We start from the raw sequence: 24,332 nt of genomic DNA, 5'->3' as shown, positions 1-24,332 counted from the left end.
ATTATCATGACTAAACACAGCTTTTTTTACAGAAATGGTTTGAGCATCGTATTGATGGCGTTTATGCTTATTTGCCTTGTTGCACAGTTTTTTACAGGCTGGAAAACCAATAATGAAGAACTATTGGAGGAAGGACAAGCTGTATTAAGTTTAGGACAATATATTCAAAGCGGCCATTTTATCCAGGCAACATTTGAAAACTGGGAAAGTGAATTTCTACAAATGATGCTTTACGTTTTATTCACGGTTTTCTTGAGACAGCAAGGCTCAAGCGAATCTAAATCTTTGGAAGGAAAAGAAGATATAGACGAAGAGCCCAAACCTCATCCGAATGCGCCTTGGCCTGTAAAAAAAGGAGGCATTTGGCTTGCGCTTTACAAACATTCACTTTCTATTGCGTTTGCTATTCTTTTTTTGTTGAGCTTTATTTTACATTTTTATGGAAGCCTTAAGGATTTTAATGACGAGCAAATCGCTAAAAACGAACTTCCGGTGACTGCTCAGCATTATATCGCGGAATCGAGGTTTTGGTTTGAATCTTTTCAGAATTGGCAAAGCGAATTTTTGGCGGTTGCATCTATTGTTATTCTTTCGATCTGGCTTCGTGAAAAAGGTTCGCCGGAATCTAAGCCTGTCGATACGCCTCACGATGAAAATTAATTTAAATATTTTGACCCATGAAATCAGAACTTAAAAAAGTAATTCCGAAACAGATAAAAGGTGGTTTTCATAATACGGAAAGTCAAAAAGAATTTGATACGAATGAAGCTGCAATTCAAAATTTTGAAATTTTAAAACAACGATTCTTCTCCGTTCACAATTGGAAAAGCTTTTGTGGCGAAGGCTTTGCAGATTTTAAGCTTCACGATTCTTCGGGGCATTATGTCGAAAGAAATCCTCAGCAAAACGATTATATCAGAATAGATATTCCGGGTCCCGGAAATTTTGAGTCAAAAGGATTTGAATGGGTTGAAATTACAGAAATAATTGATTATCAAAACATTGAAGACAAATTTGAATATATTTTAATAATTTGCAGACCTACAAAAAGTCCAGATAACAAAAAAAATAATCATACCGCGCATTTTTATTCTTCATCAGCTACGTCCAATTTTACAATAATTCGGGATGGAAACCGTATAGAAACCGGAATTTATGGCAGAAATGAAATCCCAAATTTCAATGCAATATTTCTCGACAAGCTAAGAAATCTGTGTATTGCTTTAGGTGGAATTATTGGTTTCTCAAAAATTCAATGGAAAAAGCTGGCAGACGGCTTGCTCGATTTTAAATAATTTTGTCTTTCAGCATTTAAATTCTTTAAATAAGGCGTCAATTAATTTAATCTTATCGGGTTAAATTATTTTTATGTCAACAAATTAACATTATTATTAACTTAATACTAACAAATTATGAATGGAGTAATTATTCAGTTCTTCCATTGGTATCATCCGGGTGATGTTTGGAATGAATTTATTCAAAAAGTTGATTATCTTAAAAATATTGGTATTACCGCTGTATGGCTTCCGCCGGCCAACAAATGTGATCTCGGAAAAAAGGGTAGGGGCTACGACGTTTATGACCTTTATGATTTAGGGGAATTTGATCAAAAAGGTGGAATTGCAACAAGATACGGCACCAAAGAAGAATATTTAAAAGCAATTGATAAGGCTCACGAATCCGGAATATCTGTATATGCCGATATTGTTTTAAATCACAGAATGGGCGGTGATGAGCTGGAAAAAATCACGGTTCATGAGGTAAATGAAGAAGATCGAAACAAAATTATAAGTGATCCGTTTATTGCTTCGGCATGCACTAAATTTACCTTTCCGGCAAGAAATGGAAAATATTCGGATTTTGTTTGGGATCATCAATGCTTCAGCGGAATCGATGTGATCACCAAAGATAATGAAGAAAAAAAAGGTATTTTTAAAATTCATAACGAATACGGAACCACATGGAACGAAACAGTAAGCCATCAACTTGGAAATTTTGATTATCTGATGGGCGCCGATGTAGAATACCGTAATCCGCATGTGATTCAGGAAATGAAAGACTGGATAAAATGGTATTTTGAAACAACAAAAGTAGATGGTTTCCGGCTGGATGCCCTGAAACATATTTCATCGGATTTCTTAAAGGATTGGATTACTTATATTAAAACAGAAATTAACAAAGACTGCTTTATTTTAGGAGAATTCTGGAAAGATGAAGTTGAAAAAATAGCCAAATTTTCTGATAAAATGGATGGCCTTTTATCCTTTTTTGATGCGCCGCTGCATTACAATTTTCATACAGCTTCCGAAGAAGGAAAAGATTATAATCTAAGCGAAATTTTAAAGGATACATTTCTTGAAGTGAATCCTGTTTATGCCGTATCTTTTGTAGAAAATCACGATACACAAAAACTTCAGGCGTTGGAATCTGCTGTTAAAGATTGGTTTAAACCTCTTGCTTATACATTTATTTTACTTTTGGAAAAAGCTTATCCCTGCATATTTTATCCGGATCTTTTCGGTGCGGAATATACGGATGAGAAAGATGGAAAAGAGGAAAAAATCACAATGCCGAAAGTTGAAATCCTTCCAAAATTATTGGAAGCACGCCAAAAATACGGTTATGGAAAAGAAGTGAAGTATTTTGATCATCCCAATTGCGTCGCTTGGGTAAGAACTGGCAATGAAGAGCATCCCGGTTGTGTTGTTTTGATCTCAAACAGTGAAAAAAGTTCTAAAGAAATAGAGCTTGGAAAAAACCATGCAAATTCAAAATTTAAAGATTTTTTAGGTCATTCAACTGGAGAAGTCATTACAGATCACAACGGAAAAGGAACTTTCTTCGTCAATGAAAAGTCCGTAAGTATCTGGATAAAAGTTGAATAATTAATCTTGAGTTGATTTAGAGCCCAGGCAATAAGCGGAACCTGCATAAAAAGCCTTGCAAATCTCAACTTATCTGTATTCAGACCAAAAGCATCTCTTCTATTTTTGTATTGTGTGATATTTCCCGGTAAAACAGCAATAAAAAAGGTGCTTAAGATTTTTCCCATTGCACTTCTATATTTTTTAGGAGCTGCAATGGTTGCCGTTCCCAAAAGGATTTCGGTAATTCCTGAATAAACCACCGTATCGTCTTTTTTCAACGGAACCCATTCCGGAACCTGTGCCTGAAATTCTTTTCTCGCAAAAGTTAAATGGCTGATTCCTGCAGTTATTAAGAAAGCACCCAAAGCAATTCTTGAAATGTTTTTAGAATCCATAATGTTAATTTTCAAATTGAATATTTAAGACTTTCCTGAATTTTTTGATGATGCCAAAACACTTATCAAACCTAAACAAAGCACACTTACAGCAGTAATTTTCACCACTTTCGAAGCGGAAGGAAGCAATGTTTTACCGTGAATTCCCATATTTCCTTTTGAAGGTTCCAGAATATTTCCGCTTGTATCTTTCTCCTTATTTGCTACTTTCATTACGAGCCTCATCATTGATGAAGAAACATTCCGAATCATTCCGGGAAACATTCCGTATAAGTTTTTAAAAACAATTGAAAACCAATCTGTATACGCTGCATCTACAGGATTTTTAGCCACTTTCACGATCGCTTCGGCCAAACTTTTAGGATCAAATGACGGAGGCGGTGTGCTCAGTTTTATTCCAGAATAATTGGCGGCATGTTCAATACCTGAAGACTTTTGAAATCCGGGATAAAGCGCACAAATATGAATATCAGGAAAATCCGAAACTTCAGCCTGAAGGCTTTCCACCATTCCTCTGATTCCGTATTTTGATGCGGTATATGCAGTTCCGTACGGTGCTGGCATCCATCCGCCGATAGAAATGTTATTAATTAGAACCCCTTTTTTCTGTTTTTTAAAGATCGGTAAAACAGCATGCGCCGAATGCATGTAACCAAGAAGATTGGTGTTAACGATCTGATCAACAACTTCAATCGGAGTTTCTTCAAATTTACCGAAAGACAAAACACCGGCATTGTTTACCCAAAAATCAACACGATTATTGAGCTGGAATGCTTTTTCTGCAAGTTTATAAACTTCGTCAGGAATTGAAGTATCGGTAGGAATCGCCAAGACAGTTGCTCCTAAATTTCGGCATAATTGTGCCGTTTCGTTCAAGGCATCTTCACCGCGGGAAGCAAGGACAAGATGAACGCCTTCTTTTGCAAAAGCTTCAGCAGTTGCTTTTCCTATGCCGCTGGAAGCACCGGTTATCACGACTGTTTTGCCAAAAAGCGGAGATATATTTCTTACAGGTTTCATATTATATTTTATAAATGGTTAATCGTTACTTGCATTTTTTTTCGGATAAAGAATCAGCCTTATCGAAGGATTGTTGGTAATAAACAATCTGAACCAGTCCAGGGCCAAACGCAGTCTGTTTCTGAAGCCTACAAGCGGAATGATATGAATGAACAGCCACGTAAGCCAGGCAATAAAACCCTTGAAAGAAAATTTCGGAAGATCAACCACTGCTCTGAATTTTGAGATAATTGCCATGCTTCCTTTATCATTATATTGAAAAGAGACAATTACTTTTTCGTCTTCAATGCGTTTAAAGTTTTTACCCAGATTTTTAGCCTGTTGTATAGCAACCTGCGCGAGTTGGGGATGTCCTTTCGGGAAATTTTCATCTGTAAGCTGAAGACAAATATCACCCAAGGCGTATATATTTTCGATTCCGTTTACCTTGTTATAAGCGTCTACCAATATCCTTCTTCCTTTTCCGATGCTCTCTTTCGGAATTCCCGGAACTTCCCGGCCAATCACTCCGGAAGTCCAGATAAGTGTTTCAGTTTCTATTGTTTTTCCGTCCGATAATATTACTTTATTGTCAACATAATCTTTTACGGAAACATTAAGAAGAATTTTAACGCCAAGCTTTTTTAAAGTTTCATAAGACGTTTTTTGAGCCATCTCGCTCATTGGCGAAAGCAGAGTAGGCAATGCATCAATTAAATATAAATTGGAAAGTCCCAATTTTATTTCAGGATATTCTTTTCTCGCAATATATCTTCCCATTTCCGCAAGCATTCCTGCCAATTCTACGCCTGTAGGCCCGCCACCGGCGATGACGACATTTTGTAGTTTTTCAGCTTTTTCAATATCTTTATTCCGTGCTGCTTCTTCAAGGTTTAAAAGCATATGATTTCGCAAATACAGCGCTTCTTCGATATTTTTCATCGGAAGACCACATTTCTGTACGTTTTCCATTCCGAAAAAATTAGATTCTGTACCCAATGCAAGCACGAGATAATCATATTTCAATTCGCCTGTATCTGTTTCAATGGTTTTTGTTTCTGGATTTACATTCAGCAGGCTTCCCATATGAAAGCGTACATTTTTGTGTCCTGCAAATAATTTCCTAAACGGATAACTGATATTCGAAGCCTGAATAAATGAAGTCGCAACCTGATAAATAAGAGGTGGAAAAAAGTGATAATTATTTTTATCAACTAAAGTAATCTGGAATCTTTTGTCGTTTTTTAAGGATTTGATCAGATTGATACCTGCAAATCCTCCTCCGACAATGACAATGTGCTTTTTCATATTGATCGGATATTGAAGTGGTCATAAGTTTCATTCAATAATAAGACCAAAAAAAGGTGTTGTTGTCATTTGTTCGGAAGTTTTCTTATTTGTTTAAATATTATACATATAAAACTACATAATTTAATATTGTTTAAAATTTAACATTCATAACTATTTATTATGATTTTTTCTGTAATTCTGTACAAATAAATTTGTAATTTGTGGACGATTTGTTCTTTCTATGATAAGTCTGGTTATCAACAAAGTAACATTTTCAAAGCATAATTTGAAGCATTCTTGCTTAAGAATACAAAATATAAATACGATTAAAATTATATGAATATATATCCGATTCCGGAAGATGAAGAACAACGAATCAAACAGCTTGAATTATTTGGTCTTTTAAATTTGGGAAAAGATCCACAATTGGATGTTTTTGCCGAGGTTGCATGTACAATTACCGATTGTCCGGCCTCGCTTATCGCCATGATGGAAAGCGAAACACAGACGATTCAAAGCTGCGTCGGCCTTTCGCTGGATTTCGTAGACCGAAAAAATACGGTATGCCAATACGCAATTGCAAGCAGGGAAATTTTGGTTATTAATGACACGCTGCTTGACGAAAGATCAGCTCATAATCCGCTTATTAAAGAAGGCGGAATTCGTTTTTATGCGGGCGTACCGCTTATAGATAATGATGGCTTTGCATTAGGAACTCTTTGTGTAATCGATTATATTCCTAAAACTTTAACTGACAAACAAATAGAAACCCTTAGAAAGTTAGGGGAAGCTGTCACCAAAACGCTTATTGGAAAGAAAAAAAATATTCAGGCAGAGTATTTTGAGCAGACTTTTAGTATTTCAAATAATTTTATCTGTGTTTTAGATAAAGATTTTATGCTTAAGGATATTAATCCAGCATTTGAGAAAGCTTTTGGTATTGATAAAAGCCAGGCAAATGGTCAAAGTTTTTTCACACTTTTGGGCGACCCGAATTTAAAACCCGAAAAGTTTTCCAAAACTGATGACGAGCTGAAATTCACCAGCGTGACCACGACCGATCATTCAAACAGTAATATTATTGAATGGTATTTTAAATGGAATCAAACCCGTACCGAAATTTTTTGTTTTGGTATTAATATTACTCATTTGATCGAAGAAAAGCTAAAATTGGAAAGCTCCGAAAGAAGATTCAAAAGCTTTTTTGATAATGCAATCGGACTGATGAGTATGCATGATATGCAGGGAAATATTCTTGCGGTCAACGAAAAAGGCAGAGAAACCCTTAAATATACTTCCGAAGAAGTAAAACAATTAAACTTAAAAGATCTTGTACCCGAAAAGAACTGGCCTTTGCTGGAACAGTATATAAAACGGATCAACGATAATAAAGAAGATCTCGGGACAATGCTCTTAAGAACAAAAAACGGAGAAGATATTATCTGGATGTATCATAATGTAGTAGAAACTGATGAAGACGGGCAGCCTTATGTGATCAGCACTTCTCTCAACGTTACCGAGAGAATGGCTATGGAAAGGGATCTTGTTTATACAAAAAAAATGCTTGAGCAAACGAGTGCCGTAGCTCAGTTGGGTGGCTGGGAAGTGAATCTTAAAAACAATTCCGTATTCTGGTCACAATCTACAAGAGAAATTCACAAAGTTGACGACAGTTTTAAGCCTAATATTGAAAATGCAATTGATTTTTATGAAGAAGAAAGTAAAAAAAGAATTCAGCTTTTATTTGAAAGAGCTGTAAACGAAGGCATTCCGTATGACGAAGAAATGCAATTGGTGCGCAATGACGGAGTCGTAATTTGGGTAAGAGTAAAGGGAATACCGGAATTTGATGATGGCGTCTGTACAAAAGTATACGGCATCATTCAGGATATTGATACTTTCAAAAAAATATTTCTTGAGCTGGAAAAGAAAGAAGCAATGCTGCAATCGTTTGTAACGTATGTACCTGCTTCAGTTGCGATGTTTGACAACGATCTCAATTATCTTTCGGTAAGCAAAAGCTGGAAAGAAGAATTCAATATGAATAATATTGATCTGGAAGGAAAACATATGTTTGAAGTTTCACCCAATGTTCCGGAAACAAGAAAACAAATATATCTCAACGCTTTAAAAGGTAAAGCATATAAAAACGATAATTTTGCTGTAGAAATCGCCAACAAAGAAGGGTTGCAGCATTACAGTTTGGAAGCTACGCCTTGGTATCTTTCAGACGACATTATTGGAGGCGTCATTGTCTCGACACAAAATATTACTGCTTCCATTCAAGCAAACGAAGAGCTTAAAAAAGCAAAAAAAGCAGCTGAAATAGCCAATAAAGCCAAATCAGAGTTTTTAGCCAATATGAGCCACGAAATCCGGACTCCTCTCAACGGAGTTATCGGGTTTTCAGACCTTTTACTTAAAACACCGCTCAACGAAGTTCAATCACAATATTTGAATTATATCAATGAATCCGGTGAAAATCTTCTAAATATCATTAATGACATTCTTGATTTTTCTAAAATAGAATCCGGCAAAATGGAACTTCTGATCGAGAAATCCGATGTATATGATGTCGTTAATCAGGTTGTAAATGTTGTGCTTTATCAGTCACAGCGAAAACAGATTGAGCTTCTTCTGAATATAGAACAGGGTTTACCAAAAACTTTATGGCTGGATGAATCTAGGCTGAAACAGGTTTTGATTAATCTTTTGGGAAATGCCGTAAAATTCACAGAACAAGGCGAAATAGAGCTTAAGGTTGAAAAAAAATATATTGATGACAAAAATATCACTTTAAGATTTGCCGTAAGAGATACAGGAATTGGAATTCCCATTGAAAAGCAAAAACATATTTTTGATGCCTTCACACAGGAAAACAGCTCAATAAGCAAGCGTTACGGAGGAACAGGTTTGGGACTTACGATTTCGAATAATATTTTAAAATACATGGGAAGCAACCTTTCGCTCGTCAGCGAATTGGAGAAAGGTTCGGTATTTTATTTTGACCTTCAGGTTCCTTACGAAACGGCAATTATTGAGCAAAATGAAGATTTAAATATAGATAAAGTGCTTGTTGTGGATGACAACGAAAACAACAGGCTAATTCTTCAGCACATGCTGGCTTATAAAAATATCAATTCTACGTTGGCGGCTAACGGAATGGAAGCAATCCGGATACTGAAGCAGGGCGAGCGTTTTGATGTTATTTTAATGGATTATCACATGCCTTTGTTGTCCGGTCTTGAAACGATTGAAAAAATCAAAGAATTATTTGACAGCCAAAACGAAATTGCCCCGCTTGTCGTTCTTCATACCTCTTCAGAAGAACATGATGTGATCAATTCTTTCAAGCCGGAACAAAATTCATATTTTCTGCTAAAACCAATAAAGTCCGAAGAACTTTACAAAACGCTGAGACGCGTAATAAAGCATACCGAAAAAGATACGGAAACAAAGATTTTACCTGAAAAAGAACAATCTTCATTTGCGTCTGCGCCGGATGTTTTACTTGTTGATGATAATCCTGTAAATATGGTGCTCAACAACAGAATGATGAAGTCGCTGATACCTGATGCAAAACTCACAGAAGTTGTTGATGGCCTTCAGGCTTTGGAGCAATGCAAAGAAAAAAGATTTGATCTTATCATAATGGATGTTCAGATGCCTGTAATGGACGGCATTGAAGCCACGAAACAGATCCGTCTGCTGCCCGGATATTCAAATGTTCCGATAATTGGAGTGACTGCAGGCAATATTCTGGGTGAAAAAGAAAAATGCATGGAAGCCGGAATGGATGATTTTCTTCCCAAACCTTTAAGGCAGAATGATCTTTCAGAAACATTAAAGAAATATATAGCCAACGACAATTCCAAAGCGCAAAATACTTTGTTTGAACCTAACGAATATCTTGATATTCAGCTTCTCAACGAGCAAATAGGAAGTGATGATGAGGATTTTAAAAAGATGTTTTTAGATTTAGTGGTTCAGGAACTCACGGTTTCTGATGAAAAACTAAAAACCGCAGCCACAGAAAAAAATCCGTCAACCGTAAAAATGATTCTTCACAAGCTTAAGGGAACAGCCGGTACAGCGGGACTTTTCAGGCTTGCAAAATGCTCCGGAAACTGGGAAAATGAAATTGATATTAATAAAGATTATTTTTCGTTGCAGAAAGAAATATCTGATGAAATAAAAGTTGGCTTGAGTATAATTAACAGTTTAATAAATTAAAAAAAGAAATTATGTTGATTTTAATTGCAGAAGATGATGAGCTTATTTTAAAAACAATTGAACATAAATTAGTAAAAGAAGGACACGAGGTAATTCTCACCCGTAACGGAAAAGATGCGATAGAGACTCTGAAAAATGAGCCTGTAGATCTTGCCATTACCGATATTATGATGCCTTTTGCTTCAGGAATTGAAATACTTTCAGCCATTAAATCAATGGATAAAAAAATACCGGTTATCATTCTTTCAAGCATGGGTCAGGAAGAGGTGATACTCAATGCTTTCGATCTGGGCGCGGCAGATTTTATAGTAAAACCTTTCAGCCCTAATGAATTGATGTTAAGAATAAAACGTTTTACGCCAAAATAAAGAAAATATGTTATTCTTAGCCAGTCCGGTTCATTACCTTTTTATGACTTTATTGGGCATTTTATCATTGGTTTTACTGATGATTTTTGTGGTTCTTCTGTATAGTTTTTATCAATACAGACAAACGGCTACAATAGCTAAATGGACAGGAATTATCAATCAGAAAATTCTGGAAACCATTGCATACGATAAAGATGAAATCCCTTCAAATAAAGAATTTGCAGCGTTTTCTGACAACATTTTGTTCAGAAATCTTTTCCTTTCCAAGCTTGTAGAATCTGAAAACAAATTTTCAGGAATTACGGGAAGTAAAATAAAAACACTCTTTAAAGAATACAGTCTGCAGAAAGAAGCTTTAAAAAAACTAAACCAAAAAAAGCCACATCTGATTGCGGGTGGAATACAGGAGCTTACCGCCATGAATGACGTTGATTCGCTTTCAAAAATTTCTGCATTACTCACACATTCTTCGCCATTGGTTTATCAGGAAGCTCAATATTCGATGGTGGGCTTCAAAGGTTTTGAAGGATTGCTTTTTCTGGACAATGTCACTACCAAAATATCGGAATGGCAGCAGCTTCGTCTGCTTCTTTCGATCAATAATATCCCGGAAAATTATGAAGAAACGATTAAAGGCTGGCTTAAAAGCAAAAATGATTCTGTAATTATTTTTACACTTCGATTGCTGAAAAAATTTCAGGTTTTATCATTTTATCCTTTCATTTCAGAATTTCTGGATCATCCTTCTGTCGAGATAAGAATACAGGTTGTACAGACTTTGCAATCGATGGAAAATTCATCTACAATTGCTTATCTCATAAATATTTATCCAAATCAGCCTGTTGAAGTACAGCTTGAAATTCTGCGGGTAATAAAGATTTCAAAAGATATGCGTTGTGTAGACTTTTTAAAACAACAGTTGCTGGAAAACCCTTTGCCAAAGATAAAAATTTATGCTGCCGAAGCACTTTTCTCTTTGGGATTTCAGGAATACCTTTTGCAGCTTGCTAAAAATCCTTTATCATCCGAACAATTGGTTCAAATTATTAAACACGCATTGCAAGAAGAAATATGCTAGAATTTTCCCACATTATTTATGAAATTGTAATATGGCTGTTTTTGCTGTACGGTACCGCAGTGGCGCTTATTTACGGATGGATTGGCATCTACGCATTGGGAGCTGTATTGCGCTATAAAAAAGAAAATACATTTACAGATTACGGAATCATTGCTTCCAACCCGAATGCTCCGGCTTTCAGTCTTATAGCTCCGGCCTACAATGAAGGAATGACTATTGTAGAAAATGTACGATCTCTGCTTTCATTATATTATCACAACCTGGAAATCATTATTGTAAATGATGGCAGCAAGGATGATTCTATTCAAAAACTGATCGAAGCTTACGAATTGGAGCCAATTTCTTTTTTCGTGCAGGGCCAAATTGAAACTAAAAAAATAAAAAGCGTCTATAAAAGTAAAAATCCGGCATTAAAAAAGCTCATTGTTGTAGACAAAGAAAACGGCGGTAAAGCCGATGCGCTAAATGTAGGCATCAATGTATCTTCAGGTGACTATCTTGTTTGTATAGATGTAGATTGCATTCTTGAGCAGGATGCTATCTTAAGCCTTGCAAAACCATTTTTAAAAGAAACTGACAAAAAAATCATCGCTTGCGGCGGAGTAATTCGACTGGCCAATAATTGTAAGATTGAAAATGGTAAAGTCGTGGAAGTAAATATGCCTAAAACCCTTTTAGGAAGATCTCAGGCTTTAGAATATATAAGAGCTTTTGTTCTCGGCAGAATGGCTTGGTCAAGGGCGTCCGGTCTTATTTTGATATCCGGCGCTTTTGGAGTTTTCGACCGGAAAATCGTGCTGGCATGTGGCGGATACGACAGAAATACGGTAGGTGAAGATATGGAGCTGGTCGTGCGTATGCGCAAGTATATGGAAGAACAAAAAGAGCCTTACGAGGTGATTACAATTCCTGATCCTTTATGCTGGACTGAAGTTCCCGAGACAAAAGATATCCTCAGAAAACAGCGCAACAGATGGATGCGCGGCACAATGGAAACACTCTGGAAACACAGAAAACTGATGTTTAATCCCAAATATGGCAAACTCGGGATGATTAGCCTTCCGTATTGGCTTTTGTTTGAGTTTCTGGGTCCTTTGGTTGAATTTTCAGGCTACATCTTTTTTATAATTTTCTTATTATTGGGAATTATCAACTGGTCTTTTTTTACGGTTCTTTTCGCAATCGTTATTTCTACAGGCTTTCTTTTTTCGATTTATGGAATTTTGGTCGATCTTGTAAGCCGACAGGTTTATACCAAAAGGAAAGACTTTCTCACCCTGATTGGTGTGGCTTTTTTAGAGCCTTTCTATTTTCATCCGATTGTTGTAAAAGCAAGTGTAAAAGGCTTTATTGATTATTTCAAAAAATCTCATAGTTGGGGCGAAATGACAAGGCAAGGCTTTAATCAGATGAATAAAGATTTGTCTTTAAAAGAAAGACTTTTAGCTATTCTTCAGTTTGGTCTTCGAAAATGGGGAACGCTGGCGTTGGTTTTTTCAGTTTTGTTTTTGTTGGGCACATTAGCAGAATGGCTTTGGTACAGGTATTATATTTCCGGGCTGAATGCTTCCGTCATCGTTGCAGATCTTTTTGCAGCCAATATCATTTTCATGTTTAAAATGATATTCGTGGTTGGTATTTTTTATTTGATTCTTAATTTTTTAAAAGAAAATCTGGCTAGAGGAATTGCTGTATTAACATGCTTGCTTGTCGTTGTTACACAATATATTTTTTTCCTCTATTTTTCTGAAACCCACAATCTTTTGGGTGCAGACTTTTTGTACTACACAAAGGAAGAAATGATCCAGATTCTGAAAGCAAGCGGAATGCTGAATTTCAAAAATTTCGCATTACTGACTATTTTGATTACAGCGAGTTTTATTCCTTTTTGGATTGCTAAAAAGTTTACTCTTAAGAAAATTTATGTAGGAATCGTTTTTTTATGCATCGGCTTATTGACTTTTTTTATTCCTAAAAGTATTTTAAAAGCTGATGAACTTTCCTATAATAATGAATTTGACCAGAATGCGGCAAGAAGCAAGTGGAATTATTTCTTCAATTCCAATCTTGATAATTTTGTGAATGATCATCCTGAAATAAACGAATTGTGGAGCAATCCTGAAAATCTTGCAGCCAATTCTGAAATGCTGGATGAAGCGTTTCCTTTTTGGAGAAAAGAAAATACACCGGATTTTTTAGGATCGTTTTTTAATAAATCTGATAAAGCACCCAATTTGGTTTTTGTCGTATTGGAAGGCTTTGGACATGCGTATACATCTTCTAAAGGTTATGTTGGAAATTTCGCCCCAAATCTCGATTCTTTAGCCCAAAAAAGTCTTTTTTGGGAAAATAATTTAAGCTCAGCAGGAAGAACTTTTGGTGCTTTGCCAACACTTACAGGTTCTTTACCTTTTGGGAAAAACGGATTTTTAGAAATAAAAGATACTCCAGAAAATTTCAATCTTTATAATATCCTGAAAGCAAATGGATTTGAAACCGGCTTTTATTACGGCGGAAATGTATCATTTGACCGTTACAATGAATTTTTGGAATACAATAGAGTAGACCATATTGTTGATGAGTTTTCTTTCAGCCAACCTTATCGCAAGCTTCCTTCCAATAGCGGAGACAGTTGGGGCTATGAAGATCAGGCGGTATTCGGAAAGATGCTTGAATCGCAAAAACCACAAAATAGGCCTTATTTTAATATTATTCTTACACTTTCAACTCACAATCCTTTTTTGATTAACAATAAAGAATATTACGAGAAATTATATAATAAAACATTGCATTCAGGCAAGTTATCTGCCGAACAGAAAAAATGGGCGGCGGGACATAAAAATCAACTAATCTCCGTTTTAAATGCTGATGACGCTTTAAAGGATTTTTTTAAAAATTATAGTAAAAGACCGGATTTTAGCAATACAATTTTTGTTATAACTGGAGATCACAGTATGCCGGAAATCACTTTACAGTCCAAGATAGACCGTTATCATGTGCCAATGCTTATTTATTCTCCGTTGCTGAAAGAGCCTAAAAAATTTAATAAAACCGTAAGCCATTTTGATATTGCGCCATCTATTTTGGCTTATTACAGAAACAATTATGCGCTCAAAACACCATCAACAGTTACTTGGGTTGGAAGAGGTCTTTCGCCGGATTCTGAAATAAGTAAAACAGATATTCCGATGATGCAAAGTAAAAACCAGCTTATCGATTTTGTGTACGGAAAGCATTATGTAGAAAACGGGCAGCTGTTTGTCCTGCATAATCTCGAAGAAGATGAATTGGATAATCCTGCTGTGCTGAATGACATGAATAAACGTTTCAAAGATTTTAAAACTATGAATTCCCGCTTTTATGCCGCTAAAAAGCTAATGCCGGATTCAGTAATCGTAAATTTTATGAAAAAAACTTCCCCGAAATTCTAAAATCTTTTGGTGTATCCTAAAGTAATATCAAACTGGTTTCCTTTTTCATTCGGGCGATATTCCTGATTAAAATACATTGCAGATACCGAAAAAAGGTGGGTTTTGACAGAAAAATTATATTCACCGCCTATTTTAAAGGTCTTAAGCTTATAAGTTTCATTTTCCAGCAAATTGTTGCGATGGTCTTCGGGGCTTATTCCAGTTCCTATCTGAAATGCAAAATAATCCTGTGCGCCTTTGGTATAATAACGAATGGTTCCTGCATAAGAATGCGAAATATTATTCTGATCGGGAGAAATATAAGTACGCAAATTGAACCAGAAATTTTTGTAATATTTACCCGCTGAAGCAGTATACATCCAAATATTTTTACTGAAATAAAGTTGTCTGTAACCAATTTCGGCTTCGAAACTATGTGGTAAATTGGCGTTCAGAGAAACTCCTGTACGGTATTTTGGGAAAATTCCAACATCACCGGAATATCCGGCGCCGACATACAGATAAAATGTTTTTGATAATCTCGGATAAGCTTCCAATTCTATTTGTGTACCGCTTTCTGCAAATTTGTTGGCGTAATTTGCTCTGAGAATTATAGAACCTAAAGAAGTTGCTCTTTTATAGCTGATTCCTACAATATGCCAGTCGTCTTCAAATTGCTTATCAAAATGCGAAAAATTATAAACAATACCAATTGCATTTTTAGCAGAGAGATCATTTATTCTTGCTGAAAAAGCTCTAGCTTCAGTATTTTGCGGATTTATCAGCAACAGCGAATTGATCGTTTTTTCTGCTTCGGCATAATTTGCATTGCTGTTAAAAGCTTTTGCCTTTAAAAGTAAAAGCGGTTCAGATTGAGGATGAAAAGTCAATCCTTTATCAAGAATTTCAATGGCTTTATCATTTTGGTCATTCCAGTATTCAAGAGATGCGTAGGCTATAAAATAATCTTCATCCTGAACATTTCTTCTCCCAAGTTCTTCAAATATCACTCTTGCTGAATCTACATCTTTGTTCCAGGTATAAAGTCTCCCCAAAAAAATAGAAATATCGGTATAATCAGGAGATTTTTCCAACGCCTGCTTTGCAAGAGAAATGGAAGTTGTGTAATCTTTTTGCTCGAATGCAGCCGTCCGTGCTTTTAAAAATAATTCATCAGCAGTTGCATTTTGCTGGCTATAAACGGTAAAAGGAAATACAAATAACAACAAAAAACCCAGATATGTCTTCATTTAGGAATATGTTAGAATAAAAATTTATGTTTATAAAATCAAGAATAACAAATATATTGAAGTTTTAGGAATTCAAAGGATTGTTTTTAATAAAGAAATATCATTTTGAAAAAAATTATAAAAATTATTTGGTGAAGTTAAATTTAATATCGTAATATTGCAATATATAATTATAAAATGGGAGCAACCAAAACAGATCACTTTACAGATGAACAAAATAAAATAGCTATCATTGCCAAAGCTTTGGGGCATCCGGCAAGAATTGCTATTATCGAATATTTACTAAAAGTTGATACCTGTATTTGCGGTGATATTGTAAACGAACTTCCATTGGCGCAGGCAACGGTTTCTCAACATTTAAAAGAGCTTAAAAATGCTGGTTTGATCAAAGGAAACATCGAAGGAACTGCAATCTGTTATTGTATTGATGAAAAAACTTTCGAAATTCTTAAAAATTATTTTTCTACAATAATAACAGCCGTTACAAATCAAAAATGCTGCTAAATGCATTTTTTTAAACCTTAATATCGCAATATTGCATTTAAACAATAAATATTAAAATCATGAAATTATCTGAAATCAAAGAAATCTTGCCAACATTGGATAATGTGGAATTTCAATTGGAAAACGGAACTTTTGTGCCTGAACATTTCCATGTAACAGAAGTGGGAACTGTAAATAAACACTTTATTGACTGCGGTGGAACCATCAGAAACGAAAGGGTAGTGAACTTTCAGCTTTGGAATGCCAATGATTTGGAACACAGACTGAAACCTACAAAACTTCTAAACATCATCAAATTATCTGAAGAGAAATTAGGCATTGAAAATAATGAAATTGAAGTTGAATATCAAGATACAACCATCGGAAAATACGATTTGGAATTCAACGGAAAAACCTTTATTCTTAAAAATAAAGCAACAGCTTGTCTTGCTCAAGAAGGTTGCGGTATTCCTGTAGAAAAGCAAAAAATGAATCTGTCGGAGCTTTCTTCAAAACAGGTTTCTTCTTGTGACCCAAATTCAGGATGCTGCTAAAGTGATTAAATAATTTAAAAATCAACAAATTATGTATTCTAAACTGCTGGAAACAATAGAAACTTTAAAGACTAAAGAACTTTCCGAAGAAAGAAAAGTCACGCTCAATCCATTAATTGATTTTATTCAAAATAAGCTGGAAAACGATAAGCCAATTGATCTCAACTTTATCTGCACGCATAATTCCAGAAGAAGCCATTTGTCGCAGATTTGGGCTCAGATCGCAAGCGTTTATTTTGACATTCCGAAAGTAAGCTGCTATTCGGGAGGAACAGAAGAAACGGCCATGTTTCCAAAAGTTGTAGAAACTTTAGAAGAACAAGGATTCAAAATATTCAACATATCAAACGCTCCGAATCCTGTTTATGCCATTAAATATGATGAGAATAATCATGCGATAATCGGTTTTTCTAAAAAATATGATAATCCGTTTAATCCAAATAATGGTTTTGCTGCAATTATGACGTGTTCGCAAGCGGATGACGGATGTCCTTTTATTGCAGGTGCCGAAAAACGAATTCCTATAACTTATGAAGATCCGAAAATTTCGGACAATAATCCGACCCAATCAGATGTTTATAAAGAAAGAAGCCTTGAAATAGGAGCAGAGATGTTTTATATTTTTTCACAAATAAAAAAATAAAATGGAAATAGTAGCAATTAATCAATCACATTATCCGGAAATATCCGCAATATACAAACAGGGAATCGATACAGGAAATGCAACATTTGAAGAATCCGTCCCTTCATGGGAAAAGTGGAATGAAAGCAAAATGCCTCACAGCAGATTGGTTGCTGTTGAAAATGGCGTTGTAATAGGCTGGGCGGCACTTTCAAAAGTGAGCGACAGATGTGTTTATGGAGGCGTTGCGGAAGTAAGCATTTATATATCTGAAAATCAAAGAAGTAAAGGAACCGGAAAAATACTAATGGAAACGCTGATAAAAGATAGTGAATCAAACGGAATCTGGACTTTACAATCCGGAATGTTTCCCGAAAATAAAGCTACAGTAGCATTACACCAATTATTTGGCTTCAGAACTATAGGCTATCGCGAGAAAATAGGAAAGTTGTCAGGCGTTTGGAGAGACAGCATTTTAATGGAACGAAGAAGCAAAATAGTAGGAATAGATTAATATAATTCAATGCAGACAAAACTAAAATTCCTTGATCGGTTTCTTACTTTATGGATATTTCTGGCCATGTTTTTAGGAATCGGCTTAGGGTATCTTTTTCCCGGTATTTCCGGTTTTACCAACTCTTTATCCGTAGGAACTACAAACATTCCTTTGGCAATCGGATTAATTATTATGATGTATCCGCCACTTGCTAAGGTTGATTATTCGTTGTTGCCAAAAGCACTTAAAGATAAAAAAGTAATAGGAATTTCCTTGCTTCTAAACTGGATTATCGGTCCGATTTTAATGTTCATTTTAGCTGTAATTTTCCTGAGAAATGAGCCGGATTATATGATTGGCTTAATTTTAATCGGCCTAGCAAGATGTATTGCAATGGTTCTTGTCTGGAATGATCTTGCAAAAGGAAACCGAGAATATGCAGCATTATTAGTAGCTTTAAACAGCATTTTCCAAGTATTTACCTATAGTTTTTTAGTATGGCTTTTCATTAATTTTTTACCGGGAAAACTGGGATTAGCCAATTCCGACGTCAGAGTATCAATGAAAGATGTCACAGAAAGTGTCTTTATTTATTTAGGAATTCCATTTTTAGCAGGATTTTTAAGCCGTTATTTTCTGATTAAATTAAAAGGTGCAGATTGGTATAATCGAAAATTCTTACCCAAAATATCACCATTTACCTTGTACGCATTGCTATTTACGATTGTGCTGATGTTTAGCTTAAAAGGTGATAAAATTTTGGAGCTTCCGATGGATGTGATAAAAGTAGCTATTCCGTTGATTATCTATTTTGTTTTGATGTTTTTTGTAAGTTTTTTCATTAATAAATCTTTACATGTTCCGTATGATAAAAATTCGTCTATTGCTTTTACGGCAACAGGAAATAACTTTGAATTGGCGATAGCAGTTGCAATAGCAGTATTCGGAATTCATTCGCCACAGGCCTTTGTAGGCGTGATCGGACCTTTGGTAGAAGTGCCGATATTGATACTTTTGGTAAAATGCAGCTTGTGGATGAAAAAGAAGTTTTACGACAATTAATTATATCATTATAAATTGTTTTTAAAGTCAAAGAATAATCAAATGTATTTCTGTATATTATAGTTTTAGGTCTTAAAGGATGTATTATTACTTAATTTGGATTGTTTGAAAATGTATGTATTTTAAAACATAAAATTATTTTAATTTAACATAATATAAATTATAGGATTTTTATAATCCGCAGTATAGAAATGTAAATTATCAGGAAATGTTCAACCAAAAAATTATAAGCGATTCTCAGCGATTAGAATTTCGTGTATTTAACTTTTAAAATACAGGTTTTAATATTTTTAATGTAGAAAAAAAAATTTTCGACATTTTAAATATTGAGAGTTAGTAAATCATAAAACTGAATACTTTGCAATTATGTGGTAAACCAAACTTAAAAATAATTTCTTTACATTTATGATAACTAAAAATATTGATTATTTTAGCGCAACATTAATTAACATAATATAATTTTTATGAAAAAGTTTATCGTCTTAGGTTCTTTATCGTTATTCTTAATGAACTGTAACAAAAAAAGCGAAACTACAGCACCAATTGCTGAAACAGATTCTTTGACAGACACCACTTCAGCTGTTATCGACACTCTTGGTGCAAAATCTTATTGTTATCTTGGCGTTACTGGCAAAGACTCTGTTTTTGTAAGTATTGATGATAATTTGGGTACAGTTACGGGCAAAATGGCTTATAAAAACTACGAAAAAGATAGTTCAAAAGGAGATCTTGTAGGCTTTAAATCCGGTGATACACTGAAGCTTACATACGAATTTGCATCTGAAGGAATGACGAGCAAAAGAGATATTTATTTTCTTCAGAAAGAAGGTAATTTGATGTTGGGAATCGGAAATCAGAAAGATGAAAATGGTCAGATGAAATACGCCGACGAAAAGAAAATCGCTTATGACAAAGGTCAAAAGCTTGAAACCGCAGATTGCAATATGGTTTCCAAAGCTTTAAAATAATTTTTTCAGGTTTAAAATAAATAAAAAATGCAACCAAATTGAGGTTGCATTTTTTCTGTTTATAATTGATTATTTATAATTTTAATAAAATCATTTATTGGTTCATCGCCAGTGTTCCAGGAAGTGATAATACGAATTGCAGAATTGTTTTCATCAACCTTTTTCCAGACATAAAATTCAAACTTTTCAGATAATTTTTCAATCAATTCATTGCTTAAAACAGGAAAAATCTGGTTGGTGAAAGTTTCAGAAAGAAATTCTATATTTTTTTCTTTCAAAGCATTTTTAATTTTCATTGCCTGCTGATTGGCATGTCTTGCCAAGTCAAAATACAAATCATTTTGCATCAATTCCAAAAATTGAATACCCAAAAGCCTTCCTTTAGCCAGCAAAGCTCCTTTTTGCTTAATATTAAATGCAAAATCTTCCTGAAGAATTTTATGATTGATTATAATGCACTCTCCTATCAAAGCTCCGTTTTTTGTTCCGCCCAGATAAAAAATATCCGTCAGTTTTCCTAAATCTGCTAAACTTAAATCACTGATTTCAGAAGTAAGAGCATGTCCCAATCTTGCGCCATCCATAAATAAATACAGATTGTTTTCACGACAAAATTCAGAAAGATTTTCCAACTCTTTTTTCGTGTAAATTGTTCCTAATTCTGTGGAATTTGAAATGTAAACTAACTTCGGCATTACCTGATGCGGAATATTTTTATGATTTTCCAAAACAGGAATGATGTCTTCGGGAGTTAATTTTCCATCATCTTTTTCAATGCTCAAAACTTTGTGGCCAGTCGCTTCGATTGCGCCGGTTTCATTATTTAATATATGCCCGGTTGAAGCAGAAATCACACATTGATAAGGTTTTAAAACAGAAGAAATTACAATAAGATTGGCCTGAGTTCCGCCTGATACAAAGTAAACCGCCGCCTCTTTATTATTCAGCTTTTCTTTAATTATATCTTTGGCTTTCAAGGAATATTCATCTTCACCGTAACCCGCCTGCTGATCGAAATTATACCGTAAAAGTGCTTCTAAAATACTGGAATGACAACCTTCTGAATAGTCGTTTTTAAATGAAAATTTCATTATGCAAAATTATAAAAACTTAAAACAACAAAAATGATGTTTAAAAAATATTTTGTTAGATTTGTAATGAAAATCATCTAACATTTTGAAAACAACATTAACGGAAGAAAATTATCTGAAGGCTTTGTTTCATTTAGTTGACAATGAAGGAAAAGTGACCATCAACGAGCTTAGCAAATTTTTGAATGTAAAAATGCCGAGTGTAAACAATATGATGAAAAAGTTTGCAGATAAAAGCTGGGTAATCTACGAAACTTATAAACCGTTGAAGGTGACCGATAAAGGCAAACGGGAAGCCGCTTTGGTCGTAAGAAAACACAGGCTTACCGAAATGTTTTTGGTTAAAAAAATGAATTTTGGCTGGGAAAATGTACATGAAATCGCCGAACAGCTGGAACATGTACATTCTAAAATATTTTTTGATAAAATGGATGAAATATTAAATCATCCAAAATTTGATCCTCATGGCGAGCCTATTCCCGATAAAGACGGCAATATTATTTCGCAGGATCTGCAAAAACTGAGCGCATGCAAAGTAAACGAAGAAGTGATTTTTGCTTCTGTGACGCTTTCTGATGATGCTTTTCTTAATTATCTTACCGAGCGAAAACTGCTTTTAAATACAAAAATCAAAATTCTTAAAATTGAAGATTTCGATAAATCTATAACGATTGAAATTGGCGGAAAAAAAGAAATTCTCAGCAAAAAAGCCACCGAAAAAATATTAGTAAAAAAGTAAAAGGCAGAAACTTAATTATTTTTCTTTTGCTGTTTTTTCAATATTTTTATTAAACAACCAATGATCCAAACTGATTTTTCCGGAACCAAACACCATTAATGTAAACAACATAATAATATAGTACAGCGGAATTTCAAAGCCATTTTCTCCGGCTTCAAAGCCATTGCCAATATGCACCGTAAAAATTGCCACGATCATCGTAATAATTAAAGGAATAGAAATAATTCTCGTAAACAACCCTAAAAATAAAAATATAACGCCCAAAATTTCTGTGCCTGTAGTCAAATAAGCATTAAGCAAAGGCATCGGAATTCCTAAACTTCCAAACCATTCCGCAATAGCGTTGATGTCTTTTATTTTCATCATTGCCGGATTAAAAAAACCGTAAGCTAAAATTAATCTTAGAAACAATAATGGTATATCTTTTAATTTGCTGATTTTATTATAATAATTTTCTAACATAATGTCTTTATGATTAAAAGACGGAGTTTTTGTAAACTCCGTCTTATTGATGATTGACTTATTTTTTCTTATCTCCACATTTTCCTTCACCACATTTTCCTTCTGCAGTTTCCACATGTGCAGAATCACCACATTTAGCTTCCCCCATCATTGCAGAATCTTTTTTGCTTCCACATTTTCCTTCACCACATTTGGCATCAGCGGATGCTTCAGGAATTGCTGTTTTTTTGTCTGCCGGATTGCAAGAATAAAGACTTGTAGCTGTTACTAATCCTAATGCAACTGTTCCGACCAAAATTGATTTTTTTTTCATAATGTAATTATTTAATTGTTATTAAAAAGTTTAAATTTTTTTATTTATAGCCTAAAAGCATGTTTTCCCGAAATGCAAATACAATAAAATCATTGATTGCGGTTTCTATTTTGACATTATCATTTTCGTATTTGGATAAGATGATTTTCAGTTCATTGATACTTGTATTTTCTTCATTTATTTTTATGAGCATTTCTACAAACGGATAAGACAAATCATTGAATCTTACTTGTTTTGTATAAAAATCTCTGTGAATTGTCACAAAATACTGCGCTTTGTCTTCTTCAGTAATCTGTTTTACGTTTTTGATATGGATCGGATATTGCAATGCCAAAATTTTAATTTCCGGATTGGGAACAATTATTTCATCATTGGAAACCTTTTCTACTTTAAAATTTTCGACAGGCAAATCTTCCATCATAAAAATCTCTATTTCAAGCCATTCGTAATGTAAAAGCTCTTTGAGAAAAGGATATTCCTTTTTAAAGGGTAATGTGTTTTCAGAATAGTGTTCGTAAAATTCCAGAGGCAGCTTCCAGACTTGTGGAGTTTCGCATTTGTGATTTTCAAAAAAATGAGCAACTGCTTTTTTCCATCTTTTTTTTCCGATTAATTTTCGGGTGATCGGATATGCATTTTTTAATGTATCCTTTATTACATTGTAAACCAGTCGTCTATAATGAAACGTGTGTTCCTGAATACTGGTTTTCGGTTCGTTGATTCCTGTTCTGCAATACAAACCCAAATCTGTCTGCAAAGCAAAAGTTTTATTTTTGGTGAGCTGCATACGCATGATTTTTTTGAGCTGCTTTTTTAATTTTACGAAGTGTGTCGATTTCGTCCTGCATTTCAGAAAGCTCGGGAATATTAAAATCCCTTTCCAATAAAACCGGCACATCATGCGGCAAATGCTGCATTGTAAAATCAAATAAATCGTAAACCGGATCTATGATTTCCGCTCCGTGAGTATCAATTATTAATGATTCATTAACCTGAAAATGTCCCGCCATGTGAATATATTTTACTTTATACAAAGGCATTTTTGTTATAAATTCTTTTGCATCATATTGATGATTGAATGCATTCACAAAAACATTATTCACATCCAGCAACAATTCGCAATCGGACCTTTTTACAATCTCGTTCACGAATTCTGCTTCGGTCATTTCTGCTTCGAGCACGGTGTAATAACTTCCGTTTTCAAGAATCAGTCTTTTCCCTAAAATATCCTGAACCTGCTGAATATTTTCCACTACTCTATCAATGGCGTCTTCTGTAAAAGGAATTGGCAAAAGGTCGTACAAATGTGCATTGTCAACTTTTGAAAAAGTAAGATGCTCCGAATAAAGAACCGCCTGGGTTTCATCTAAAAACCTTTTCACCTGCTTTACAAAAGCTACATCAATACCTTCCGGACTTCCTACAGATAAAGACAATCCGTGGCAATACAGCGGATATTTTTCGAGAACTTTTTTTAGTTCCTGTTTCCAGTAACCGCCAATTCCGATCCAGTTTTCTGGGGCTACTTCTACAAAATCCGGTTTTAGAATTTCGCTTGATAAAAACGCTTTCGAAAAATCTTTGCGATAACCTATTCCGACCATAATATTTGTTTTAAGGGTGAAAAATGATACAGATAATACCTTTTTAAA

Annotated in this window: 23 protein-coding genes; 14 read left to right on the top strand and 9 right to left on the bottom strand. The window is 34.6% G+C overall.

All coding sequences use genetic code 11. The features are described 5' to 3' along the window. Positions 1 to 6 precede the first annotated feature (6 nt). The 3 genes from AC6CHK_RS06700 to amyA all read left to right on the top strand — a co-directional run bounded on the left by AC6CHK_RS06700 (position 7) and on the right by amyA (position 2,885). Positions 7 to 660 (top strand): DUF6766 family protein, encoded by a 654-nt coding sequence (locus AC6CHK_RS06700; protein ID WP_498094753.1) that lies wholly within the window; start codon positions 7 to 9, stop codon positions 658 to 660. Between the two features lie 17 nt (positions 661 to 677). Beyond that, on the top strand, positions 678 to 1,295 hold the full coding sequence (locus tag AC6CHK_RS06695) for a hypothetical protein (RefSeq protein WP_498094751.1): 618 nt from the start codon (positions 678 to 680) through the stop codon (positions 1,293 to 1,295). A 117-nt stretch (positions 1,296 to 1,412) separates the two neighbouring features. Continuing rightward, on the top strand, positions 1,413 to 2,885 hold the full coding sequence (amyA, locus tag AC6CHK_RS06690; RefSeq protein ID WP_498094749.1) for an alpha-amylase: 1,473 nt from the start codon (positions 1,413 to 1,415) through the stop codon (positions 2,883 to 2,885). On the opposite strand, the gene AC6CHK_RS06685 is transcribed toward amyA, so the two are convergent. From AC6CHK_RS06685 to AC6CHK_RS06675, 3 genes are read right to left on the bottom strand one after another with little or no spacing between them, the layout of a single operon-like run. Then, a complete protein-coding gene (locus tag AC6CHK_RS06685; protein WP_498094747.1) occupies positions 2,819 to 3,262 on the bottom strand; it encodes a DoxX family protein in 444 nt (147 codons plus the stop codon). The genes amyA and AC6CHK_RS06685 overlap by 67 nt on opposite strands. 24 nt (positions 3,263 to 3,286) lie before the next feature. Next, positions 3,287 to 4,282 (bottom strand): SDR family oxidoreductase, encoded by a 996-nt coding sequence (locus tag AC6CHK_RS06680; protein ID WP_498094745.1) that lies wholly within the window; start codon positions 4,280 to 4,282, stop codon positions 3,287 to 3,289. A gap of 18 nt (positions 4,283 to 4,300) precedes the next feature. Next, positions 4,301 to 5,569 (bottom strand): NAD(P)/FAD-dependent oxidoreductase, encoded by a 1,269-nt coding sequence (locus AC6CHK_RS06675; RefSeq protein ID WP_498094743.1) that lies wholly within the window; start codon positions 5,567 to 5,569, stop codon positions 4,301 to 4,303. A 318-nt stretch (positions 5,570 to 5,887) separates the two neighbouring features. On the opposite strand from AC6CHK_RS06675, the gene AC6CHK_RS06670 reads away from it, so the two are divergent. From AC6CHK_RS06670 to AC6CHK_RS06655, 4 genes are read left to right on the top strand one after another with little or no spacing between them, the layout of a single operon-like run. Next, entirely contained in the window at positions 5,888 to 9,784 is a 3,897-nt protein-coding gene (locus AC6CHK_RS06670) for a response regulator (protein ID WP_498094742.1), read from the top strand. A gap of 11 nt (positions 9,785 to 9,795) precedes the next feature. Next, positions 9,796 to 10,152, top strand: a complete 357-nt coding sequence (locus AC6CHK_RS06665; protein ID WP_498094740.1) for a response regulator transcription factor — start codon at positions 9,796 to 9,798, stop codon at positions 10,150 to 10,152. Positions 10,153 to 10,159: 7 nt separating this feature from the next. Next, on the top strand, positions 10,160 to 11,230 hold the full coding sequence (locus AC6CHK_RS06660) for a HEAT repeat domain-containing protein (RefSeq protein ID WP_498094738.1): 1,071 nt from the start codon (positions 10,160 to 10,162) through the stop codon (positions 11,228 to 11,230). Then, positions 11,224 to 14,661: a sulfatase-like hydrolase/transferase gene (locus AC6CHK_RS06655; protein ID WP_498094736.1), complete on the top strand. Its 3,438-nt coding sequence runs from the start codon at positions 11,224 to 11,226 to the stop codon at positions 14,659 to 14,661. The genes AC6CHK_RS06660 and AC6CHK_RS06655 overlap by 7 nt, the downstream gene beginning before the upstream one ends. On the opposite strand, the gene AC6CHK_RS06650 is transcribed toward AC6CHK_RS06655, so the two are convergent. Beyond that, complete coding sequence (locus tag AC6CHK_RS06650; protein WP_498094734.1) at positions 14,658 to 15,890, bottom strand: YaiO family outer membrane beta-barrel protein; 1,233 nt, start codon at positions 15,888 to 15,890, stop codon at positions 14,658 to 14,660. The genes AC6CHK_RS06655 and AC6CHK_RS06650 overlap by 4 nt on opposite strands. Before the next feature lie 177 nt (positions 15,891 to 16,067). On the opposite strand from AC6CHK_RS06650, the gene AC6CHK_RS06645 reads away from it, so the two are divergent. The 6 genes from AC6CHK_RS06645 to AC6CHK_RS06620 all read left to right on the top strand — a co-directional run bounded on the left by AC6CHK_RS06645 (position 16,068) and on the right by AC6CHK_RS06620 (position 20,075). Next, positions 16,068 to 16,394 carry an ArsR/SmtB family transcription factor gene (locus tag AC6CHK_RS06645; protein WP_498094732.1) on the top strand — a complete coding sequence of 109 codons (327 nt, stop codon included), beginning with the start codon at positions 16,068 to 16,070 and terminating at the stop codon, positions 16,392 to 16,394. A gap of 59 nt (positions 16,395 to 16,453) precedes the next feature. After that, positions 16,454 to 16,927 carry a DUF6428 family protein gene (locus AC6CHK_RS06640; protein ID WP_498094730.1) on the top strand — a complete coding sequence of 158 codons (474 nt, stop codon included), beginning with the start codon at positions 16,454 to 16,456 and terminating at the stop codon, positions 16,925 to 16,927. Positions 16,928 to 16,958: 31 nt separating this feature from the next. Then, entirely contained in the window at positions 16,959 to 17,570 is a 612-nt protein-coding gene (locus tag AC6CHK_RS06635) for an arsenate-mycothiol transferase ArsC (RefSeq protein ID WP_498094729.1), read from the top strand. Position 17,571: 1 nt separating this feature from the next. Continuing rightward, positions 17,572 to 18,063, top strand: a complete 492-nt coding sequence (locus tag AC6CHK_RS06630) for a GNAT family N-acetyltransferase (protein WP_498094728.1) — start codon at positions 17,572 to 17,574, stop codon at positions 18,061 to 18,063. A 9-nt stretch (positions 18,064 to 18,072) separates the two neighbouring features. Continuing rightward, positions 18,073 to 19,107 (top strand): ACR3 family arsenite efflux transporter, encoded by a 1,035-nt coding sequence (arsB, locus tag AC6CHK_RS06625; RefSeq protein ID WP_498094726.1) that lies wholly within the window; start codon positions 18,073 to 18,075, stop codon positions 19,105 to 19,107. A 464-nt stretch (positions 19,108 to 19,571) separates the two neighbouring features. Beyond that, complete coding sequence (locus AC6CHK_RS06620; protein WP_498094724.1) at positions 19,572 to 20,075, top strand: hypothetical protein; 504 nt, start codon at positions 19,572 to 19,574, stop codon at positions 20,073 to 20,075. Between the two features lie 59 nt (positions 20,076 to 20,134). Here the strand turns inward: AC6CHK_RS06620 and AC6CHK_RS06615 are convergent, their stop codons facing one another. Then, entirely contained in the window at positions 20,135 to 21,166 is a 1,032-nt protein-coding gene (locus tag AC6CHK_RS06615; protein WP_498094723.1) for a threonine aldolase family protein, read from the bottom strand. An 85-nt stretch (positions 21,167 to 21,251) separates the two neighbouring features. On the opposite strand from AC6CHK_RS06615, the gene AC6CHK_RS06610 reads away from it, so the two are divergent. Then, a complete protein-coding gene (locus AC6CHK_RS06610; protein WP_498094721.1) occupies positions 21,252 to 21,905 on the top strand; it encodes a metal-dependent transcriptional regulator in 654 nt (217 codons plus the stop codon). Positions 21,906 to 21,920: 15 nt separating this feature from the next. On the opposite strand, the gene AC6CHK_RS06605 is transcribed toward AC6CHK_RS06610, so the two are convergent. Genes AC6CHK_RS06605 through AC6CHK_RS06590 form a run of 4 tightly spaced genes read right to left on the bottom strand, consistent with a single transcriptional unit; the run spans position 21,921 to position 24,284 of the window. Further along, complete coding sequence (locus AC6CHK_RS06605) at positions 21,921 to 22,367, bottom strand: HvfX family Cu-binding RiPP maturation protein (RefSeq protein WP_498094719.1); 447 nt, start codon at positions 22,365 to 22,367, stop codon at positions 21,921 to 21,923. Positions 22,368 to 22,425: 58 nt separating this feature from the next. Continuing rightward, the gene (locus tag AC6CHK_RS06600; protein WP_498094717.1) at positions 22,426 to 22,680 is read right to left on the bottom strand and encodes an HvfA family oxazolone/thioamide-modified RiPP metallophore; all 255 of its coding nucleotides are present in this window, start codon (positions 22,678 to 22,680) and stop codon (positions 22,426 to 22,428) included. 40 nt (positions 22,681 to 22,720) lie between these two features. Then, complete coding sequence (locus tag AC6CHK_RS06595) at positions 22,721 to 23,467, bottom strand: HvfC/BufC N-terminal domain-containing protein (RefSeq protein WP_498094715.1); 747 nt, start codon at positions 23,465 to 23,467, stop codon at positions 22,721 to 22,723. Next, positions 23,448 to 24,284: an HvfB family MNIO-type RiPP peptide maturase gene (locus AC6CHK_RS06590; protein ID WP_498094713.1), complete on the bottom strand. Its 837-nt coding sequence runs from the start codon at positions 24,282 to 24,284 to the stop codon at positions 23,448 to 23,450. Before AC6CHK_RS06590 ends, AC6CHK_RS06595 begins: the two co-directional genes overlap by 20 nt. Positions 24,285 to 24,332 lie beyond the last annotated feature (48 nt).

The sequence above is a fragment of the Chryseobacterium sp. GQ58 genome (assembly GCF_059758895.1).
This window is presented reverse-complemented; position numbering and strand designations above follow the sequence as displayed.

Coding starts and splice junctions, on each gene's coding strand:
- AC6CHK_RS06700 (WP_498094753.1), top strand. CDS start 7: ATGACTAAACACAGCTTTTTTTACAGAAATGGTTTGAGCATCGTATTG.
- AC6CHK_RS06600 (WP_498094717.1), bottom strand. CDS start 22,680: ATGAAAAAAAAATCAATTTTGGTCGGAACAGTTGCATTAGGATTAGTA.
- AC6CHK_RS06655 (WP_498094736.1), top strand. CDS start 11,224: ATGCTAGAATTTTCCCACATTATTTATGAAATTGTAATATGGCTGTTT.
- AC6CHK_RS06605 (WP_498094719.1), bottom strand. CDS start 22,367: ATGTTAGAAAATTATTATAATAAAATCAGCAAATTAAAAGATATACCA.
- arsB (WP_498094726.1), top strand. CDS start 18,073: ATGCAGACAAAACTAAAATTCCTTGATCGGTTTCTTACTTTATGGATA.
- AC6CHK_RS06680 (WP_498094745.1), bottom strand. CDS start 4,282: ATGAAACCTGTAAGAAATATATCTCCGCTTTTTGGCAAAACAGTCGTG.
- AC6CHK_RS06645 (WP_498094732.1), top strand. CDS start 16,068: ATGGGAGCAACCAAAACAGATCACTTTACAGATGAACAAAATAAAATA.
- AC6CHK_RS06685 (WP_498094747.1), bottom strand. CDS start 3,262: ATGGATTCTAAAAACATTTCAAGAATTGCTTTGGGTGCTTTCTTAATA.
- AC6CHK_RS06665 (WP_498094740.1), top strand. CDS start 9,796: ATGTTGATTTTAATTGCAGAAGATGATGAGCTTATTTTAAAAACAATT.
- AC6CHK_RS06635 (WP_498094729.1), top strand. CDS start 16,959: ATGTATTCTAAACTGCTGGAAACAATAGAAACTTTAAAGACTAAAGAA.
- AC6CHK_RS06675 (WP_498094743.1), bottom strand. CDS start 5,569: ATGAAAAAGCACATTGTCATTGTCGGAGGAGGATTTGCAGGTATCAAT.
- AC6CHK_RS06595 (WP_498094715.1), bottom strand. CDS start 23,467: ATGCAGCTCACCAAAAATAAAACTTTTGCTTTGCAGACAGATTTGGGT.
- AC6CHK_RS06590 (WP_498094713.1), bottom strand. CDS start 24,284: ATGGTCGGAATAGGTTATCGCAAAGATTTTTCGAAAGCGTTTTTATCA.
- AC6CHK_RS06660 (WP_498094738.1), top strand. CDS start 10,160: ATGTTATTCTTAGCCAGTCCGGTTCATTACCTTTTTATGACTTTATTG.
- AC6CHK_RS06630 (WP_498094728.1), top strand. CDS start 17,572: ATGGAAATAGTAGCAATTAATCAATCACATTATCCGGAAATATCCGCA.
- amyA (WP_498094749.1), top strand. CDS start 1,413: ATGAATGGAGTAATTATTCAGTTCTTCCATTGGTATCATCCGGGTGAT.
- AC6CHK_RS06640 (WP_498094730.1), top strand. CDS start 16,454: ATGAAATTATCTGAAATCAAAGAAATCTTGCCAACATTGGATAATGTG.
- AC6CHK_RS06620 (WP_498094724.1), top strand. CDS start 19,572: ATGAAAAAGTTTATCGTCTTAGGTTCTTTATCGTTATTCTTAATGAAC.
- AC6CHK_RS06695 (WP_498094751.1), top strand. CDS start 678: ATGAAATCAGAACTTAAAAAAGTAATTCCGAAACAGATAAAAGGTGGT.
- AC6CHK_RS06615 (WP_498094723.1), bottom strand. CDS start 21,166: ATGAAATTTTCATTTAAAAACGACTATTCAGAAGGTTGTCATTCCAGT.
- AC6CHK_RS06650 (WP_498094734.1), bottom strand. CDS start 15,890: ATGAAGACATATCTGGGTTTTTTGTTGTTATTTGTATTTCCTTTTACC.
- AC6CHK_RS06670 (WP_498094742.1), top strand. CDS start 5,888: ATGAATATATATCCGATTCCGGAAGATGAAGAACAACGAATCAAACAG.